The organism is Methanomethylovorans hollandica DSM 15978, from assembly GCF_000328665.1.
Classification (GTDB): domain Archaea; phylum Halobacteriota; class Methanosarcinia; order Methanosarcinales; family Methanosarcinaceae; genus Methanomethylovorans; species Methanomethylovorans hollandica.
In genome coordinates, this window is the sequence record NC_019972.1 from 217,942 (window position 1) to 237,030 (window position 19,089).

18 protein-coding genes are annotated in these 19,089 nt (G+C 33.7%); 4 read left to right on the forward strand and 14 right to left on the reverse strand.

The genetic code is table 11. From position 1 onward, the window contains the following. Positions 1-83: 83 nt before the first annotated feature. Positions 84-2,054: a hypothetical protein gene (locus METHO_RS12735; protein WP_015313922.1), complete on the forward strand. Its 1,971-nt coding sequence runs from the start codon at positions 84-86 to the stop codon at positions 2,052-2,054. Positions 2,055-2,245: 191 nt separating this feature from the next. Continuing rightward, a complete protein-coding gene (locus METHO_RS12740) occupies positions 2,246-2,857 on the forward strand; it encodes a hypothetical protein (RefSeq protein WP_048831376.1) in 612 nt (203 codons plus the stop codon). Between the two features lie 8 nt (positions 2,858-2,865). On the opposite strand, the gene METHO_RS12745 is transcribed toward METHO_RS12740, so the two are convergent. Genes METHO_RS12745 through METHO_RS12760 form a run of 4 tightly spaced genes read right to left on the reverse strand, consistent with a single transcriptional unit; the run spans position 2,866 to position 6,475 of the window. After that, complete coding sequence (locus METHO_RS12745) at positions 2,866-3,609, reverse strand: hypothetical protein (RefSeq protein ID WP_015313924.1); 744 nt, start codon at positions 3,607-3,609, stop codon at positions 2,866-2,868. A gap of 10 nt (positions 3,610-3,619) precedes the next feature. Next, positions 3,620-4,225, reverse strand: coding sequence for a hypothetical protein (locus METHO_RS12750; protein ID WP_015313925.1), 606 nt, complete (start codon positions 4,223-4,225; stop codon positions 3,620-3,622). Continuing rightward, entirely contained in the window at positions 4,183-5,529 is a 1,347-nt protein-coding gene (locus METHO_RS12755; RefSeq protein WP_015313926.1) for a hypothetical protein, read from the reverse strand. The genes METHO_RS12750 and METHO_RS12755 overlap by 43 nt, the downstream gene beginning before the upstream one ends. After that, a complete protein-coding gene (locus METHO_RS12760; protein ID WP_015313927.1) occupies positions 5,492-6,475 on the reverse strand; it encodes a hypothetical protein in 984 nt (327 codons plus the stop codon). Before METHO_RS12760 ends, METHO_RS12755 begins: the two co-directional genes overlap by 38 nt. 6 nt (positions 6,476-6,481) lie before the next feature. On the opposite strand from METHO_RS12760, the gene METHO_RS12765 reads away from it, so the two are divergent. Then, positions 6,482-7,069, forward strand: coding sequence for a hypothetical protein (locus METHO_RS12765; RefSeq protein WP_048831380.1), 588 nt, complete (start codon positions 6,482-6,484; stop codon positions 7,067-7,069). 2 nt (positions 7,070-7,071) lie between these two features. On the opposite strand, the gene METHO_RS12770 is transcribed toward METHO_RS12765, so the two are convergent. The 5 genes from METHO_RS12770 to METHO_RS12790 form a co-directional block, all read right to left on the reverse strand. Then, positions 7,072-8,688 carry a vWA domain-containing protein gene (locus METHO_RS12770; RefSeq protein WP_015313929.1) on the reverse strand — a complete coding sequence of 539 codons (1,617 nt, stop codon included), beginning with the start codon at positions 8,686-8,688 and terminating at the stop codon, positions 7,072-7,074. 146 nt (positions 8,689-8,834) lie between these two features. After that, positions 8,835-9,998 carry an RNA-guided endonuclease InsQ/TnpB family protein gene (locus tag METHO_RS12775; protein ID WP_015313930.1) on the reverse strand — a complete coding sequence of 388 codons (1,164 nt, stop codon included), beginning with the start codon at positions 9,996-9,998 and terminating at the stop codon, positions 8,835-8,837. A gap of 275 nt (positions 9,999-10,273) precedes the next feature. Next, the gene (locus tag METHO_RS12780) at positions 10,274-11,659 is read right to left on the reverse strand and encodes a DHHA1 domain-containing protein (RefSeq protein ID WP_015313932.1); all 1,386 of its coding nucleotides are present in this window, start codon (positions 11,657-11,659) and stop codon (positions 10,274-10,276) included. 136 nt (positions 11,660-11,795) lie between these two features. Next, positions 11,796-12,056, reverse strand: a complete 261-nt coding sequence (locus METHO_RS12785) for a hypothetical protein (protein ID WP_015313933.1) — start codon at positions 12,054-12,056, stop codon at positions 11,796-11,798. A gap of 26 nt (positions 12,057-12,082) precedes the next feature. Continuing rightward, on the reverse strand, positions 12,083-12,649 hold the full coding sequence (locus METHO_RS12790) for a DUF6908 domain-containing protein (protein WP_015313934.1): 567 nt from the start codon (positions 12,647-12,649) through the stop codon (positions 12,083-12,085). A 351-nt stretch (positions 12,650-13,000) separates the two neighbouring features. Here METHO_RS12790 and METHO_RS12795 point away from each other — a divergent pair, with 351 nt between their 5' ends. Then, positions 13,001-13,801 carry a helix-turn-helix transcriptional regulator gene (locus METHO_RS12795; protein WP_015313935.1) on the forward strand — a complete coding sequence of 267 codons (801 nt, stop codon included), beginning with the start codon at positions 13,001-13,003 and terminating at the stop codon, positions 13,799-13,801. Here METHO_RS12795 and METHO_RS12800 read toward each other — a convergent pair. From METHO_RS12800 to METHO_RS12820, 5 genes are all read right to left on the reverse strand, one after another. After that, positions 13,798-16,056, reverse strand: a complete 2,259-nt coding sequence (locus METHO_RS12800) for an ATP-dependent DNA helicase (RefSeq protein ID WP_015313936.1) — start codon at positions 16,054-16,056, stop codon at positions 13,798-13,800. The genes METHO_RS12795 and METHO_RS12800 overlap by 4 nt on opposite strands. Before the next feature lie 69 nt (positions 16,057-16,125). Beyond that, a complete protein-coding gene (locus tag METHO_RS12805) occupies positions 16,126-17,358 on the reverse strand; it encodes a hypothetical protein (protein ID WP_015313937.1) in 1,233 nt (410 codons plus the stop codon). 61 nt (positions 17,359-17,419) lie between these two features. Next, entirely contained in the window at positions 17,420-17,848 is a 429-nt protein-coding gene (locus METHO_RS12810) for a DUF1699 family protein (RefSeq protein WP_015313938.1), read from the reverse strand. A 25-nt stretch (positions 17,849-17,873) separates the two neighbouring features. Then, the gene (locus METHO_RS12815) at positions 17,874-18,494 is read right to left on the reverse strand and encodes a hypothetical protein (RefSeq protein ID WP_015313939.1); all 621 of its coding nucleotides are present in this window, start codon (positions 18,492-18,494) and stop codon (positions 17,874-17,876) included. A gap of 39 nt (positions 18,495-18,533) precedes the next feature. Further along, a complete protein-coding gene (locus tag METHO_RS12820) occupies positions 18,534-19,079 on the reverse strand; it encodes a hypothetical protein (RefSeq protein ID WP_015313940.1) in 546 nt (181 codons plus the stop codon). Positions 19,080-19,089: the final 10 nt, after the last annotated feature.

Below are 19,089 nucleotides of genomic sequence, written 5' to 3' on the forward strand. Positions count from 1 at the left end.
CACTATGTATATGCTTTTTTATATGAGTGTAGTCAAAGTAGACAATCATAAATTATTTGTATTTGATGTGGGTTATAATCTACATGATAGTTAATCCGGAGGAAATTCACAGACTAAGTCTGAGTGAAAATACAGACGATAAGTTTGCAGCTCTAGAATTGCTCCGAGAACAATTTGAATTCTTAGCAGATAAGTCGTCTGCTTGGGAAGATTTACACCGGCTAGTAAATGATAAGAATCTACGAGTTAAAGTTAGTGCTACTTTTGTCCTTGGTTCTGTTTTTAAATATGCTCCTAATAAGTTAAAAGCATGGGATGATCTACATAGTCTCACCTTTAATGAATATTCAGATATTAGAGAGAATGTCACTTATGCCCTTGGTTCTGTTTTTCAGTATAGTCCATATCGTTCTGCTGCTTGGGATGATTTGCACAGGCTAACAAATGATGAATCCTTGTGTGTTAGAGAAAAAGCTGCTGATGTCTTTGGTCATGTTTATCCTTTCATTGCTGATAAGTATGAAGCTTTGGATGTTTTCCATAGACTAACAAATGATAGTAGTTGGATAATTCGACATCAAGTTGCTCGTTCCCTTGGGTTTACTTTTTCTTTTCTTCCTGAAGAATACATGCCAATTGTGTTAGCTGATTTACAGCGGCTAACAGATGATAGTAATCTGTATGTTAGACCATGTGCATATTACTCTCTAGGTAGAATTTGCATATATAAAGCATCAAAATCCAAAGATGAAGCTGATGCTCAGAAAATATTGGAGGATGCGATAAATTATTTTGATAATGCTGTTCTTGAGGGAAATTATATTGATATCGTGGTAGGCAATTATAACAATCCTGCTAAGTTTTGTCGTTTTTTTTATCGTTCCTTTGATGCTGTTCTGTTCAAAAAAGCAAGTTCAAGGAAAGAAATTGGATATTATATCACAGCTGCAAAAAATGAAATTAGAGATTCGAAAAGTAAAACGAAGCTTCTTCAAGCTGTTGAACAATTGGCTGAAGTTCTTGAAACTGCACAAAAAGCAAAGAAGCTTGGTATTAGGCATCAGGAATTATTTGAACATTGCTCAAGTATCTGCACTCATATTGATCGATTAATGGATGAAAATAAAAATAAAACACCTGCTATAAATGATTTGTACAATATTGCTAGACCATCATTTAAGAAAAATATTAAAGTGCTCATTGATGAAGTTAAGGAAAAGATAGATATAGCTTGCAAAGAAGCAAAAGGAACTCCTGCCGAAGCTATTGTTTACCCAGTGAAGAAGGAAATCCAAGAATGGGAAGTTGAAGATCAAGAACTTATGGCAATGAATCTTGATCTTGTAGTTCTTTTTCTGAAAAGCAAGATTCCAAAGATTGCCGACAACACAGAAATTATTGATAAAATCGATCAGATCAAGAGTTACTTAAGAGTTGAGATTCAAATGGGGCTTCTTGCATCTATAATTTCATTTCTCCCACACGTAAATATCCCAGAGCAAATAAATGAATTTAAAGAAGAAATGAATAATAGACTTGATAAAATCGAAGAATCTCAACATCTGATGGGTTTATCATTAGAGAAAATAAATAAAAGATTAGACAACAATTACGACAAATTGCGTACTCTTTCTTTTGACTTCAAAAGGATTGATAAAGAAATTGAAAGTGATCATGTTGATACATTTGAAAAAGAAATTCGATCTCTCATTGCTGAAAGGGATTATGAAACATTAGAGTTTTTTGCTAAAAAACTCGTTGAAGATCGTCCATTGCTTTTTGAGGCAAACGATGAATCAGATGCAAGTGATGAAGAAAAAATCAATGGAGAAAAGAGTATATTTGAATTAAGGAGTCTACCTCATAAAATAAAAGAAATAATGATATCTTCTACCACAGCTGTTTCTAAAGAAGTAGTTGTTTCATTAATTGCTAATTTAATAATTGAATATGTATTTCCGATATTAGGACCAGCTTCTTTTCAGGTTGTCAAGATACTAGTATCTGCAATAAAATCAAGAAAAAACTTAACAAATTCTACTAAAATGGCTTAGTTGAATTGTATTTTGAGCCAATTAATTGATGCAATACCAAGTCTTATTCACATAGCCGGTTGCGCTTTTCTTAAAGCATAACAAAAAAAGGTCTATAGGAATTTTAAAATAAAAGCAGAGAAAGAATCCTATATTAATTACTATAGATAACGTTAATATGGTAGAGCGGAGAAAATGACTATGGTGATAGTGTGAGATATTGGTTACAGGCAGAGAAAGATTTGAGTTACAGAGTAAAACAGGAGATGCATTGGAAAAACATAACAGAAGAAGAAGCAAGGAAAATATTAGAGCCGGAAATCAGGATTAGTGCTTTTTTCCTTTACAATGCCGCAAAAAATAATCCAATAGATTACTGGCTGAAAGCAAAAGAAGAATATTACAAGCAAAACGACTTTTATCCTGATACTGAAAATTATGCTGATACTCTGCTCCCATTTATGCCCAAAATCGCAAGACAGAAATATGCACAATTAATATTCATTAGTGATAGAGCTTATTTTGATTGGCTAAACGATTTCAATACTTCATTTGACCAAAGTGAATATGAAAAACGAATTCTGGATAAAATCGGGTATAGAGCATCAGAGATCTTAAAGAAACAACCATATTTATCTGTAGAAGAAGCTTTTAATTGCGCTCGTGATCAGTTTTATTATGATATCCAAAATGGAGCTGCTGAAAAGAGAAAATGGGTATCCGAAAGAGCATATCAAATCGGAGAAGATAATCCAAATAATTCGAGTGAAGAAAATTGGTATATTGCAGAGCAGGAATTTGATGATCAGTTTCTATCTGATTGAGAAAGAAACTATCCAAAAAATGAAGATGAATTCAATATGTATTCTTCTAAGGAAATGATACTGGTATGGAATTCATCTTCTGACATTGTTATTTTTGGAAGGGTGAAAGTACCTTTGATATTATGGATATCTATGAATTGTCCTCCAGTGAAGAAAGAAGGTTCTGAATTGTTTAATGTAAGACTGTCTTCAGTAGAAGGTACAATATCGCCTATTATATCAAAGTAAAGTTCATCATGAGTTCTTATTATTTTTTCTATCAGAAAGTTATCTGATACAAGGTTTGTACCATGTTGATTTATGTGTGTAACCAGTTCTCTAAAAGACTTGCTGAACTCGGAATCTGGTTTGAAGTGAAGTAATGCTATAGCTATTGTAATCACTGAATGATAACAAAGATTGTGACCTGAAAATCCAGGGCATTTGTGTATCAATTCTGCAGTGTGTGAATAGTCTGCGTACTCATATTGTGTACAGTAAGAAGTATTTATTGAGGATGATGAAAAGAATATTATTTGTAAAGTTGATGCATCTGGCTTGGTATCTACAGTTATATTTAGAATATTTGATTTTGATCCGGGGAGAAGGTGATATATTGCTTTTAGCAGACTCTTGCTAGGATTTGCTTGTTTAATGGTATTCCTGTTGGAATAAGTACCTGTTTTGCCTGAAGCATCGAATGCTTGTCTTAATGCAGATGTGTCTAGCTCATCGGGATATTTATTCCACGCAAGTGTGTGTTTAAAGCTCATTGGGATCTCCTTATGATAGCATGTAGTCCAGTACAACATCATCTAGATTACTGATTTTGCCTGTATTATTTTTTGTCTGCTTTTTTTGTGGTATTATTGGTATTTTTCGAACTGGTGTATCCGTAAGGAAGATTATATCTTCTGTTATGTTTAGCATATCTTCCGGATCAGGTACAGGAGTGAATCTATTAATAGTACTGGTTTTAATCAGTTCATTAAGTTTTTCTTCAAACCTTCCTAGCATTTCATAATATTCATTTGGATGGTTTGGAATTAAATAAGGATTCATAAATTCCTGTGCGAAACTATCAGTTCTGTTTATGTAAATTTCGTATATCAGCAAGGAAAAGTCAATGTGCTTGCAGTTATGAGTTCCATCATATTCTGAACAGGTGTGATTGACAATTATCTTTGTTTTTCCAGAGGGAGTTATATATGCTCCTATCTGACAGATGTGCTCATCTACATAATCAATCTGAATGCATGCCGTAAATGTTCCATTTACGTTTACAAAGATTGATGATGGAGTTGTGCATATGGTTTTTATTTCTGAAATTATGTTTCGGAATTCACTTAAACGGTTATCATTTTGGGAACTGGAAGGGATGTTTGGCATTTTGAAGAAACCTCGTTTTTTAGATTATATCTTTGTCTTAAGATATCTTTCTTATGGTAATAATTTTCAGGGAAGTCTAGTGCTTTTATCCAACACTGAGGACACATAGAGTAGCCAATACAATATTTTCCAAATCCACGGGTTCCGTAGATATATTTTGGAGTATTGTCTGTGTCAATCAATGATTTTATTTGTTTTTCTGCTATTTCCGGGTTGTATTTTTTGTCATTAATTTGTGATTTTAGTATTTGATGGCATTCTGCTTTTGAGAAGAACCACAAGAGGGTTGAGAAAAAAGCAGTTCTTATATCATGTGGTATCTCAGAAGATTCGATCAATTTTGCCATGCAAGGAAATTGTTTTAGTTTATGTATATCTTCTATTGTTTTGAGGGTTATTTTTGTGCTGTTCTGAATAGTTAGAGCAAAGGGATCTACTATTCTTAGTTCGGGAAATTTTCTTGAGCTTTGAGCTTTTTTGTATACTTGCATTAAGTTTCTATCATCTAATTTCAAGAGGTTGTTTTTAAATTTTTGTTCCCATACACGCTTACAGTTATATTGTTCGATTGCATCGCGTATGTCAACTATGCTAAGTGTTTTTTGAGTCAATGTATCTTTCAGGAGAATGTCTACAGCGAATTTCAAATAGGGGTCTGCATTGTATTCATATAGTAGCCATGGTCCTTTGATATTTCCTGTTTCCAGAAGCTGATCAATAATATCCTGGAAGATAGTTTTTATTTCATTTTTGATGCTCTGATCAATTGTTTTTTCAAAAAAAGATATCATAGTATCGAATGATAATTCAAAGTATGATGGAATTTTATCCATGTAAACATGGGGGGGAACTACAACATGGTAGTCTATTATAGCATTATCTCTTGAAAATGGAATGTTTTCGTTTATTTCTGATAATGGAATTATAAGATTACCTTTTTCAATTGCATTTTTTCCGAATATTGCCTGGATAACCTGTTTTTTTATCGGTTTATTTTCAAGATATTCCAGAATGCTCCATGTGAATAGATTTCTGCAGTTCTTTTCGATTTGTGTCATGGATGCATTATGGAGTAACCAACCGGTGATTGAGAATAAGACATATGCATGGTCAAGTGATAAGAAATCCGTAATCGATAGGTCAGTTATATTGCCCATAAATGACATCGAGATAATCTTGTTTACAAGTGGTTTTTCGTTAAAAATATTCAAAGGTTTCAATGCACTAAACGGCTGGATGAGTTCATCACCTGTGCTTTTTTGTGCATTAAATATAGGATGAGGTTGCAATCCTGGGTTCTGCATTTTCTAACACTCTATAGAATGCTTTTATTGGTTCTTCTTCGGTTATTAAGGAAACTGGTTTTGTTACTGAGGCATTTAAGCTTCCTGGATATCTAAGTACTCGATTGGCATCGTTTGTTACTGTTGGATCAAGAGGTATCTGGTATTTTTGAATAAGAGTAGTTTTTATGTATTCTCTTGATGTTGTTCCAAGGTTCCAGCTGATTGGATCAGTTACATGAATATGCGTTCCCTGTCCAGAATAAAGAATATGGATACTATTTTTATTGAATCCCCATTCTATGAGGATATTTTTAAGATCAAATGCATATTGGATTGATAATAGCAGACAATTGAAACAATACAAGTATTGGTATGGCGGTAATGATTGTATCAGAGATATTTCTGAATCAGTAGAATTCTCATATCCGGAATGAAAAGGACATAATCCGCTTTTTGCAATATTCTTTGCATCGATATCAAATGCAAGGAGCCAACCGTGGTTCTTTATGTTATTTAGTTTGAAGTATATCCCTTTGAACTGTACATTTTCAAGTACACTTTTTATAGGGTCTTTTTCTTTTATGTTCAGGCATATTGCCTGAAGGTCTTTTATGTTACTGATTGATGTATTGGTTCTTCTCAAGAAATCTCTTGTTCCTCTGTTTGTTGAAATTGGTCTAAGCGGAGCAAATCCGAATTCTGAAATGTTCTTAGGATTAAGGTATTCGGGATTTTTATTTGCAATTTGCGGGAAAATATGCTGATAAAAATATTTAATTTCTTTTTCAGATGAGGGATTCCATGTTGATTTAATTGTTTCTGGATTGATTTGACATGTCATATTACTCAGAAAAAGTGTGCTTTTTTTTGAAAATGGATAGGTATATATAATAACCATTTGATAGCTAATTTTATGAGATTTAGTTGGGAATTCCTTCTGAATACATTTTACAATTATCCTCATGTAAGTATGATTAATGTAAAATTTAATACCCCTCTGCAATTTATGAATATATGTATTAGCGGGATATTATTATGTGAGAATATAGAACTTCAGGATAGTCCAACCTTATCCGGTACGATAGATATAGGTCAGATATCTGAATCGGGTAGCATATGTAAGATACTTGTTTCAGAATACAGTAATCACTACCGTTCAGGGACTTATGTACATGATGAAAATGGTTTGTTATATTCATTGGACTTGAAAAAGATCTCTTTTTTCCGGAAATCTCTTAGTTCTCTGGATGTTGAAAATATTAGAATCCTTATAGATAGAACAATGTATGAATATGATTCATGTGAAAGATTAATGCTCTGTCTGGCTACACATGTTGTTCATAATATGCATCTTGAATCAGAGGGTGGGCAGATAAAAGAGTTTTTCTTTAATGAGGTTCTTGATGAAATTCGGCTTGATAATGAGATGAATTCCCGAAATGAACTTGAAGAAAAGATTCTAAAAGCTCGGCCATTGCTTTCGGAAAATGTTGTTCAGGACTTGATTGATTATATTATTTCAATAGGTGCTTTTGTGCCTATAGATCCTGTAATTTGATTTCAGGACAGGCTCATTATATTGCTAATAACCAGATCTGAATAGTTTTGGTCTGTTGGAATAGAATAAGCTTTTGTGATTACTGGTTTTATAGCTTTTTTAAATTCACTTGTAAATTCCTTCCCTATGCAATAAAGAAAGATATTATTTTTATTGTTCTTGATCTCAGATAATAGTCTGTATGTTTCTTTCTGAATAAGTGAATTGTTGGATTCATCTGTTAGAATGAAGATAGCATTTCCTGATCCTAGTTTACTGATATATTTAATCGTAGAATGTATATTTGTTCCATATCCGGTTGCTTCCATTTTTGACATTATCTCTTCGTTTTGATAATAATCTCTGCTTTTTGCTATGTGCAGAGTAATGCTATCATTAAATTCAATCAATGAAACAGGCCATTCTTTTCTTTTTGATGCTGCATTTATAGCTATGATAGCATCGATCATCCTTTCTGTTGGTACTCCTGACATACTGCCACTTGTATCAGCAACTATTACAATATGGGGTTTGTTCTTCAGTGATGATTGTTTAGGTACCTTAATTTCTGATATTCTCTTAGTAGTTATATCAGGAATTAGTATCCCAAATGTGTTTAGTGTTCCTATCAAATCGAGTTCCTGGAATGAATGATTCGAATTCCATGTTCCTGTAGATTTTAGTTGTTTTTGATAATTAGATTGTGATGCCGATATTAGAGGTAGAGCTATTTTTTTAGCTCTTCTTTTACGGAACTCTTGTTTTAGATCTTTACCGAGATTTTTATTGGGATTTAAGTCATCGTATATATCTGATAATTTATCTGCTACTTTTTCTATGTCTTCCTTTGTCAGTTTTCTTTCAAGTGGTAGTGATGGATTAAGGATTTTTTTATTATTTTTACCGTTTCCATTTTGAGTATTATTGCCATGTTCTTTGTTTTCAGAGTCCGTTTCTTGTTCATCTAACCCGGATGACTGTTCTTCATTCCCTCTTGGTGTTGATTTTGGAATTGATGAATCGTACCAGTTTTTGAATATCCTAGCAAGTTCAATGAGTCTTTTTTCAAATGCCCTTTGATCAGTGTATAACAGATCAAATATATTTTGTTCTGTAATTCCTAATTGGTAGCTATGTCCGTAATAATCGTATACCATAGCAACATTCAGGTTTTGAAAAATAGTATCGGGGGAAATGTCTTCATCTGAGAATTTCCATGGCCTTAATTCCTCAAGTCCATAAATATACGTATCTTGCCATTCCATTTCCAGAAGGTTTATGCGATCAATTAGTAGATCGTATATTATATTCAAGAATTCAGGAACATGTTTTTTTTCAATTCCTTCGTTTTTTGAAATTGCAATATGTAGTTCTTGTTCTACAGTTGTTCCTGGGAAAAGAGTACGATGAGATGTTTCATGAGCAAGAACAGTTTTGATAGTATTCTGACTAAAGTTCTGTACTAATCCATTTGAAAGATAGATTATGGAATAGCCCTGACAAGCAATAGTATCTCCAATATCAGCAATTTCACAGTTTATATGAGGGAGTTTGTAGTGATCCAGTACATATCTTAAAAATAAATTATACTCTGGCAGGAGGGTTGTTCTTACTGGAGTAGATGAATTATTATGAGACATATTAGGAGATCCTATTTGTGGTGCTTTTGTTAGTTCTCAATACGGGGTGCAAGTCAGAAAGATTCTGTTGCTGAAGCAGTCAGTTTTACAGTCAACTACCCCACCCTGCCAGCCTTCGGCTGTCGATGATGGGACTTGAATGTCAATTATGCATTCGTCTGGGTGGCTGACAGACACCCCTGAGATAACGAGATATACCCGAAATCCCTTGTTCTTCTTTCGATATTCATCGAAGCATTCAGATCTGCATTGTTCTCATATCCGCATTTTTTACATATGAATTTCAACCGATTCCTGTTGGTATTGGAAATATGATTACATCGGTTGCATTCCTGTGAAGTATGAGCAGGGTCCACAAAGTGGACTTTTATTCCTGCTTCTTTTGCTTTGTATGTAATGAAATCCTGCAGTTGTCTGTATGTCCAGCTACTTTGATGATAGCGTTTGTCTTTACGAACTTTCCTTACTTTGTTCTCACGAATACCTTTTAGGTCCTCTAATCCTATCAAAAAAACCTTGTTCTCAATGGCGAATTTAATAATTTGTTTTGATATCATATGGTTTACATGTCGCATAAGACGTTTCTCTTTATCAGAAAGATGTTTGATCATTTTTCTTGCTGACAAAGTTCCCTTCGATTGTAACCTTTTTCGCATTGACATGTATTGGTTTCTGATATCTTTGATATGACCTCCTGCAAAGAACCTGCAGTTCTTTTCAGTGGTTGATGCAACAGCAAGGTAGTTCATTCCCAAGTCAATACCCATGTAATTGGATGAGTATTCCAGTTCTTTTTCTGGAACTTCCTTTTCAATGGACAGATGGAAAGAATGATTACTATCCTTATGTCTTACAACTTTGGATGCTGTGAATTTCCATGTACCATCGAAGTATTGCTGTGCATTATCATAACTTTGTATCTTATATGGTTTCCTCCCATTATTAATGGTTGTAATAGCAACTAAATCCTGACTTATACTAAAATCTCTTTTGTAGGAAAGCGTCATCGAATACGGACTGAATGTTATTTCCTTCCAGATCACTTTTCTTTCCTTAATCTGTTCTTTCAAGGTTTTGTAGCATCCTGATACTTGTCTTGGGATATTACAACTCATCTGGGATTTCAGTCCGATAACTTCCCGAAGATATCCGTAAACGATTTTCTGCAACTTATAAGAACCAATTGTTTTTCCGTTCTGAAAAACAACAGAAGAAGCATAGTTCATTCCATCCGAATACTTTTGCATGGTCTCTACCAGATCGTTATCTGGATTTACTATTTTCAGAATAACAGTTTTAGTCAGGATCATGCAATAACCTTCTTTCAGAGATTTCAGTATATTGTTTGCATTTTTGTTAGAAAATCGTTAGTAGTATAATGGTTTTTATGTTATAAATACCTTAATGTTAGTTGGAGTGACGCATTCCTGCTCTAATAGTTGAAATCAAAGATAATAAGATCTGGTTAATATCATTTGGTGATACCTGAATTTTTCTGGCATTCGAAAAATTTTTTGCAATTATGGAATCATCCATTACTGCAATGTATCTTGGATACGAATAATTAACAATAACCATGGTTATCTCAGCCTGAACCTATTTGTTGACTTATCATAATATTCATTTTCTCGAGGAATTGATCCATTGTTCCGTATGGAATTGTTGCTCCTGCGGCAATATCGTGTCCTCCTCCAGCTCCTCCGAGTTCTTTGCATACTACCTCGAGTGCTTCAGAAAGATTCAGGCCTTTGTTAACAAGTATCTGTGTTCCTCTTGATGATACTTTGTGACCGTCTTCCTTATTTGAAAATGCAAAGATTGGCAGATTCCGGTTGTAAGATGAATGAATCATTCCTGCAACTATGCCTACTATAGTTTCAGGGATCTTATCCTTGGCATCAAAGTACTGAATATGTGATAATTCAATTACACCATTTGTATTTTTAACATAATTGATTCCATCTACCAGGTTCTTCCTGTGTTCCTGCAGAAGAGTAGAAGCACGGCTATAATATTCCCCACGATCTCCAAGACAAACTGCAAAACCAATTTCAGCTTGCATATATCTTCCAGTTGCATTCAGAAGTGTACTAAATTCCATTGCATCTCTGGTTTCAGTTCCTTCTCTTTCCTGGACGAGTTCATAGCATTCTGTGATTATTCTGTCCATATTTGCTTTTGGAACATTATGCCCAATTGAATATTCAATAATAGCAGAAATGACTTTTCTTTTATCTGCTATTTCGAGATCAATCCATCTTTTCCATCTTTCATCTTTTGCAAGCGGAAAATGAAGACTACCCAAGAATTCAATGCAGCCATCTTCGTTTCCAGTGAGCCCCGGTAGATAAGGATCCGTTGAGAACTGGATCATTTTGTGTATGGGTCGTGTCTGCTTTCCATATAAAGAAAGATCCATTTTTGCCATTACGTGCTCAGGATTTGCTTTAAGGATTTCTTCGTTCAAACTTACAAGTTTTCCGTATTTTCTGTATTGTAGGTCTCCGATACATCCTACAATAGCAAGGCTTGCAAGGTCTCGGTTATCACCAAGTTCATTTGCAAGAATATATGTTGTCCCTGAACCACTTAGTTCATAGGAACCATTTGCACCAACAAGATGTGGATTTAGGTGGTGGGAATGTTGTCCTTGGGGCCTGTGATGATCGGATATTACTGCGTTTAGTCCATAGTTAATAATATGTTCTATTTGACCACTGCCAAGATCGGTGAATATAACAAGATCATGGTTTTCTTCTGATAATTCTTTTACTATCTTTTCATCAAGTTGTTTTACGAATTGCATTTCATAATCTATTCCAGCTCTTTCAAGAGCTCTTGCTATTATAGCTGCTGATGTAATTCCATCGGCATCAATGTGTGATACACAATGGACGTGCGAATAGTTTCTTATTTCTTTGGCACACTCGATTGCGATTTTTTGTAGAGCAAGATATTTTTCTGATGACATATGTATCACGAATTTCTTTTTTTTGAGTTATATGTTTTACTACTGCATCATATTCGGATAAGACAATTCCGGTGTAGGGATTTGTGATATTAGTTCACTTAAGAATGCTAAAATAATGTTAGTTGTATGTTTTTTTTTAAGTATTTGGTTTTAGTGATGAATTTTCTTGTATGGGAAGTGTTTCTGCCATTATTTTTTTCGTGTATGTATTTGTCCAAAAAGTATGTTCAATCGATCTGTTGTTAACAGTTTGAGTGTATGTATCCAGTGATTCGAAACTATGTTGTTGAAGGAATTTTTTAATCCTTTTTTCAATACTGTCTTTGTTTGGTGTAGAGAAAATATCAATGGTTTTTCCATCATGATACTCTACGAAAACAAATACATTATCTTCCATTATACATTCCTCTTGTTTTGAGTAACTTAGAAGCAGAATAGTGTCGTCTGATGCATATTTGTATTTTGATATTTGTGATTAAAAATTGTAGTAGGTATGGATTGTTCTGGATCAGGAAATTCTGTGTCTATTACTTCAGTTTCGTCATCCATGAAACCCTGATTAATCAAATTAATAGCAAACATTCTCTGGAAGGAATCAAAACTATCTTTGTTGTATGGACTGACACGCCTCTTTCCATTTTCATCTATTTTGCTGACAATGGTTATTCCTGAGATATAGGGGCCATTAATGAAATGTAGAGGGCGTTGTTCAATTAATTCTGGATACCAGAAACCATTGTTATAATCAAATACTAAAATTGGATCGCTAATTGAATCTTCGTTTTGTCTGTTATAGTGTCCTGAAAATATCTGTGATCCACATTTCTCCATCACAAGGTCAAGATATGGTTTGTTTCCAATTTTTAGGTACCATTCTTTTCCCAGTTCCTTTTCTTGAACTCCGTGTTTTAGAAGGATTGTCTCAATGACATTCTGGAAAAGATATTTTCCATTTTTTCCTATTTTAGAACGGGTATCGAGTTTGGACATATCGTATCACTTATTACACAGTTTGCTTTTTTGTAGTGGTAATTAAATTACATAACAATTAAATAAATAATGTGTTGTGTGGGTGTGTTTTTTTATGCCCTCTCTTGGAATAACTTTTATTTGTGTAAACCAACGCGTATTGCTTATATATAGGCTGTTAAATAATAGAGACTGTTTTAACTTATATTAAGGTTCTATTAAGCTATTAACTGATATGGGTAAAAAAATCGATATGTTTATATATGAGTCAAACACTTTATATTGATGATCATGAATAATACTTCAAATATTAATGTTGGTTGTATTGAGACATTTATATTTGTAATTTACTTATACACGGTGGTTTTATAAATGCCGGATAAAAAACTTTTCCAAATTGTAACACGTTCTGGTGTCCGAACTGAAACTCTTTTAATGCTAAAAGATGGATGCAAGTCTGCTGGTGAACTTTGTTCTCATTTTAAGATTGCACCTCAAGAATTAGCACCACGTACCCGGGAGCTAGTTGAAAGTGATTTAATTATCAAGAAAGACAAAAATTATTATCTAACTGACCTTGGAAAGATAATTACAGAAAAATATTCTGAATTTAAAAATTTGTTGTATTTTATAGGCGATAAGCAAGATTTTCTAAAAGAACATGATTTGACAGACATACCTTTTGAGCTCCAGCTAAGATTTGAAATGATGAGTCAATCTAAAGTTGTTTGTCCAGAGAATCATTCGATTTTTGATACTCATGATGGGTTTATGGATAATGTAGTTAAGTCAAAGTATCTAAAAGGACTAGCGTCTATAATGTTCCCTTCTTATCCTTCTTTCTTTAATCAGCTTGCTGAGAGTGGCACAAACGTTGAGATCATTGTAACTGAATCCATATATTCCATATTAAAGACTAAATATAAGGATCAGTTAATTGAGTACCTGAATTACGAGGATGCTCAGCTGTATATATGTGATAACAATAAACTTGCTTTTGTTGTTACTGACTCGTTTTTCTCGATTTCATTATTCTTTAAAAACGGTATTTTTGATCATGTAAGCGACATTGTTGGTTTTGATCCAGATTCAATTGGGTGGGGAGAGTTGTTATTTGATCATTATGTCAAGCAGTCTGTCCCAGTTAAAATCGAAGATTTAATGTCGTCCTAAAAATCAAATAGATTTTTCTGCTGGTTTATTTCTTTTTTATTGTTTTCGGGGACTTCTGGAGAAGTATCTATTTCATCTGATGGAATTGGGAGCTCAAGTTCATGGAATATTTTAATTGTGATCTTGTTCCCGAATAGTTTTGATACTTCACTGAAGGGCGTAGACTTTATTTTATCAACCGAACCAATACCATTATCGTATAATTTACGAGCTCTTTTTCTACCAATGTTCTTTATGGACAGGAGGCTGACCAGTTCTTTGCTTGCTCCATATTTGAGTCTTTGTTCCAGGAAGATATTTTGTATATCGAATCCCTTAAGTTTTGATATCCTTTGAACTGCATGAGAAATCCATGATGCAGATTCTGATAATGAATGGAGATCTCCTTCGCCTATAACATAATTTTCAACGATTTCTTTTGTTTCGCATTCTTCTATCCAGTCAAGTAAGATTCTTGCATTTTTTATTGATTCAATGAATGATTCTGCTGATATTTCACTGATTTCGTCAAGATCTGGAAAATTAATTATTTCGTTTTTATGATCATCTGCATATATCAAATTTTCAAAGTATTCATTGCCCTTAAGATATAATGTACGAATATCCGGGGTTTTACATATAACCTGCAGCAAGGAAAATGCAGTTATTTCCATGTTTGATTGAGATGCTTTTTTGAGGTCCTCTACTATGACGACAGCTGTAAGAGGATCGATATAGATTCTAGATACGAGTTGACCAAGTGGTGTGGCTTGAAGGTAATTGTTGTCAGTTACGATTAGATCATTTTCCTCAAGGAAATATAAGCACTCATTTATGGTTTCTATGAAATAAGATAGATCAGACGTATGAGCATAAAATGTCTCAGACAGGAAATCTATAACACCTTTTTGAGATGTCGCAATCCCACTGCTTATTATTGCAAGTATATGACTTCTAAGGGCTTTTTCGGATCCAAGTTTTGAAGATATATCTTCAGCTTTTGCATGGATATATTTGGTTTCTAGAAAATCTATTTTATCCGATGACTTTGCAATTAACAAAGATTGGCCATATGGATCAAGATGTGGTCTTCCTGCTCTTCCGACCATTTGCTTGTAATCAAGCACAGGTATTGGGATATTGCCTTCATTTGCATCATATCTAAGGAAGCTTCGGATTACTACTCTCCTTGCTGGTAAGTTAAGTCCTGCTGCAAGTGTTGGAGTACATGATATTACCTTGATTTTGTTTTCTTTGAAACCATCTTCTACTAATCTTCGCTGTGCAGCATTAAGGCCTGCGTGGTGGAATGCAACACCATTACGAATGCATTCTGCAAGATTATTTGATTCAGTGGTATCGCTGGAGTATTCGATTTCTTCTGATATTTCTGCAAGCTTATTCTTTTCGTCTTGGCTTAGAAGGATATTTATTTGTTTATGTTCTCTATTCTTTGGATTTGAAAAACGCTTGGCAAACGCCATACAGGTTCTTCTTGAACTTTCGAATACGAGACATTGACCTCCTTCTTTGATGGTATCTAGTGCAACATCTGCTGCTGGTTCTTTTGTATCGTGTACTATTTCTTTTTGAATAACAGGATCTTCAGATAAGAAATTCATTGATTTCCCAAATACAACTCCTTCTTGTAGTTTAGTTGGTCTCCAATCACTTACTGTAAGTTCAGCTTTGAGCCAATCTGCAAGTACCTGGGTATTTCCTATTGTTGCTGAGAGAGCTACGATCTGCAGGTTAGGTATTTTTCTAAGTTTGGTCATTACTATTTCAAGTGTAGGTCCTCTGCTCTTTTCGTCTAGCAGATGTACTTCATCTACTACAACTATTGATAATGTCTGTAGCCATTGAGTTCCATTACGTAGCATGGAATCTGTTTTCTCGGATGTACAGACAACGATATCATTCTTTCCAAGGCCTTCACTTTTTGATTCCAATTCACCTGTTGAAATGCCTGTAAGGATACCAAATTTTTCAAATTCTTTGAAACGCTGATATTTTTCGTTTGCAAGAGCTATCAGAGGAACAATATACAATGCTTTTCCACCATCAATTATATGTTTAAGCATTGCAAGTTCTGCAAGCAAGGTTTTTCCGCTGGCTGTTGGAATAGCAGCAAGTGTGTTCTTTCCTTCAAGTAATCCTTTTTGAACGACTTCTCCCTGAGGCGGATATAGCTGTTTTATACCAGAATCAATATAGAACTGCTGTATTTTCTCTGGTAAAGGCAGGGATTTTATGTAACAGGGTGATTCGTTCATATTTTCACTTTTATTGTTTTTATCAATTTGATGATGTCTAAGTATATTGACCTATCTATTTTTTCGTCGTTAGGATTCAACTGGTGTGCTGAACATTTCTAATGTTGTTATTTTTGATTTTGATGCAGTTTGTTCATTTTGTTTATTGATTGGGTTATTGATTATAGGAGATTCATCTATAGTGCATTCTGTTGTTTTGGGAATTGCGGATTCTAAAGGCACAAAACCAAATGAATAAGATGAACCTATATTTTTGTATGATCCTTCGGGATAATTAATAATATCTGGTTTTTTTTCATGATATATTTCAAGCAGTAATTCGTAAAGGTTTTCTATTTCTTTTTGTTCATTTGCTTTACATCCTTCTTTTGCCCATTTTAGTAGAGCTTCTTTGTATGCCTTTATTTTTTTCTGATCTCTTGTTCTCTCTGGGATTGGTCTATTTGGCCACTTATCAAAAGGTAACGATTCGCATGAAATAGATGATAACTGGAGAATTGTTTCTTTATTCTTTACTTTTTCTTCTCCAAAACAGGTAACTAAAATTTTATATGAAATTGTAATTCCCTTATAGCATGTACCCTGTGAGAAAGGTATAGCTACATTTCCATCAGCGGTTATTTTGATTGGTCGTGATTCGATTTCATAGTACGATGATATGATTGATGCTGCAGCTCGATATAAGAATAGTTCAATCGGAGAAAGATGAGATATTTTAGGAACATTTAACTTCTTTATTACAAGGTTTCCGTTATTATCGGCAACCAGGTCATTTCCTTCAATATCGATGTTGTGTGATTCTTTTCCATGTTCTTTTTTGATATTAAGATAGGTAGAATAATGCTCAGTTGGAATTGACATATCAACAAGGAATTGAGGTGCTGACATAAAATCATAGAATTGATTGTGTGTTGAAAAAATCCTGCCTTCACTTATGGCATAGAATTGTTCTATAAGGTTTTTGAGTTCTTCTGCTGACTGGCAATTCCAATCATGTATTTTATCTATGATACTCTGAATTTCATTTTGTTTCGTTGTTTTTACTATTGGGTTGAAGGATATTTCTTCATTATCCATCCAGAAATACATAGTCCTGGTACCATATAAATGGATTTTAACTGGTGTTCCAGTTGATATTTTAGGATCCCATGAGTAGATTCTCTTGGTTCCTTCTGGATCAGTGTTCCTTCTAAAAGTAAAGTGTTTTGTTTCAATTTTTCTACTATAATAAAATCCGGTTTCCTGACTTACTATTTGTGTAATTGTAGGTGTTATTAGTGGAACAAAATCTTTTTCAAACATTTCATGTCCTCGGTGTGTGATTTTTGATTGAAAAATAACTAATCTTACTAATCTGAGTAAGTTATTTGATTGCTGTTGCTGTTAGAGAGGATTCTTTGATTTCATGAATCAAGAATTGCAACAATTCTGTGCTTGGATTTTCATATTCACTGAATGATTGGATTATTGACTCATCGTTTTCTCCGTCAATAATTTTTGTGCGAATTTTATTTATGATAAGTTTGCTGATAGTATATTCTGAGTTTTTATTTTCTACAATTCTGATTATATTCCCTTTTATAAGCGTTATGCCGACTATTTTTAGATAGTAAGATGCTGATATTGATAGGGTATTGAAATGTGAAGGGGGAAGCTGGATTGCTTTTAGTTTTGGACACGCTTTGTGGATTGCTAAAATATCATCCCTAGAAGGACGAAAGGATATGTGAACAATAGATGCTCCTTTCAAAGTATTTATTTCTTCAAGCGACTTAATTACCTTTATTCTCAAGGTATCACCGAGAATCTTTTGTCGATTAATTATCTGATATCAATGGTTCTATTATATCATCGGGAATGAGATACATCAGATCCAAGCATGAGTTAAGAAGCAATGATAAATCTAATGCTATTTTATCTAGGTTATCGTTAATGTATTTTGATATATAATGTTCTGTTTTTTCAACGTCATCTAGATTAGTTGCTTGGTATGTTTCTATTGTTCTATTAAGGATAAAGAGGATAGCACTTTCGTGGATGTTCGTTATGCAAATTGGAATTCGAAGATCTCCTTTTTTTGCATAGAAATTACAGAGATCTAAAGCATCTATATCATTGTCTTTTTCGATTATTTCGAATTGCTGAGATTCCGGAAATTCGGATTTGAAAACTATTTTTGCAATATCCTTAGGATCAAGGTGTATATGTGGTATATAGCAGTGGATTTCTTGCTTTATATGACGACTGTTTATTTCAATAGCATGATTGATAGCATTTAGTAATGCTGCCTGGGTTGGAAATTTGTTTTTTCGAAGAAAAGAAGACAGCTGTTTCTTTATAGCTCTAGATATAATAAATCGATGTATGTCATTTACAGGTATTGTATTTGTTTTTTTTGATGCATGATTAATACTTGAATCTAGAGTTAATACTTCCATAAAATTACTTCCTTGCTTGGTTAATGCATATATTTTGCATTATGCTGTTTGTTTTTTTGTAGGAATAGTTATTGAGTTGATAAGCTGTTGTGCGTCATTTATAACTTGGATGGACTCTTCCTTTGAAATAAAGGGATTACAATGCCTTAAGATATCTGATTTTGATTTTCTAAATTGAATAGGTGATTTACATACATAGATTGCAGATGTCAGGTGCTCAAGGGATGAAGGTGGGTATTGACACATAATCTTTATAACTACATTTATTTCACTTTCTGGTTTTTCTTTGAGTTTAGAGATTACTTGTGTTCCGTTTATTCCAATGATTAAATTACCCGGTTTGAGGTGATTTGATTCCTGCTTAAGAATTTCATCAATTCGCATTTCAAGAATAATATCTTGTAACTCATCCGAAAAAGGAGCATGTTTGTTTATGTAAAAGTTAAATCCTAGCTGTATTTTACACAGTTCCTGCAACAGAAAAACTGCTTTTTGAAGAAAGAAAGGAGATGCCCATAGATTATTATTGTTTATCCTTTCAACTAGCAATGCTATGATTGCTTTTTGTTTGATTTTATCCAGCATATTGCTTCCT

What these genes read in the sequence shown, in the direction of transcription:
- METHO_RS12755 (WP_015313926.1), bottom strand. Translation starts at nt 5,529, where the DNA reads ATGCAGAACCCAGGATTGCAACCTCATCCTATATTTAATGCACAAAAA.
- METHO_RS12745 (WP_015313924.1), bottom strand. Translation starts at nt 3,609, where the DNA reads ATGAGCTTTAAACACACACTTGCGTGGAATAAATATCCCGATGAGCTA.
- METHO_RS12805 (WP_015313937.1), bottom strand. Translation starts at nt 17,358, where the DNA reads ATGTTTGAAAAAGATTTTGTTCCACTAATAACACCTACAATTACACAA.
- METHO_RS12795 (WP_015313935.1), top strand. Translation starts at nt 13,001, where the DNA reads ATGCCGGATAAAAAACTTTTCCAAATTGTAACACGTTCTGGTGTCCGA.
- METHO_RS12785 (WP_015313933.1), bottom strand. Translation starts at nt 12,056, where the DNA reads ATGGAAGATAATGTATTTGTTTTCGTAGAGTATCATGATGGAAAAACC.
- METHO_RS12750 (WP_015313925.1), bottom strand. Translation starts at nt 4,225, where the DNA reads ATGCCAAACATCCCTTCCAGTTCCCAAAATGATAACCGTTTAAGTGAA.
- METHO_RS12815 (WP_015313939.1), bottom strand. Translation starts at nt 18,494, where the DNA reads ATGGAAGTATTAACTCTAGATTCAAGTATTAATCATGCATCAAAAAAA.
- METHO_RS12775 (WP_015313930.1), bottom strand. Translation starts at nt 9,998, where the DNA reads ATGATCCTGACTAAAACTGTTATTCTGAAAATAGTAAATCCAGATAAC.
- METHO_RS12800 (WP_015313936.1), bottom strand. Translation starts at nt 16,056, where the DNA reads ATGAACGAATCACCCTGTTACATAAAATCCCTGCCTTTACCAGAGAAA.
- METHO_RS12780 (WP_015313932.1), bottom strand. Translation starts at nt 11,659, where the DNA reads ATGTCATCAGAAAAATATCTTGCTCTACAAAAAATCGCAATCGAGTGT.
- METHO_RS12770 (WP_015313929.1), bottom strand. Translation starts at nt 8,688, where the DNA reads ATGTCTCATAATAATTCATCTACTCCAGTAAGAACAACCCTCCTGCCA.
- METHO_RS12790 (WP_015313934.1), bottom strand. Translation starts at nt 12,649, where the DNA reads ATGTCCAAACTCGATACCCGTTCTAAAATAGGAAAAAATGGAAAATAT.
- METHO_RS12820 (WP_015313940.1), bottom strand. Translation starts at nt 19,079, where the DNA reads ATGCTGGATAAAATCAAACAAAAAGCAATCATAGCATTGCTAGTTGAA.
- METHO_RS12760 (WP_015313927.1), bottom strand. Translation starts at nt 6,475, where the DNA reads ATGAGGATAATTGTAAAATGTATTCAGAAGGAATTCCCAACTAAATCT.
- METHO_RS12765 (WP_048831380.1), top strand. Translation starts at nt 6,482, where the DNA reads ATGATTAATGTAAAATTTAATACCCCTCTGCAATTTATGAATATATGT.
- METHO_RS12735 (WP_015313922.1), top strand. Translation starts at nt 84, where the DNA reads ATGATAGTTAATCCGGAGGAAATTCACAGACTAAGTCTGAGTGAAAAT.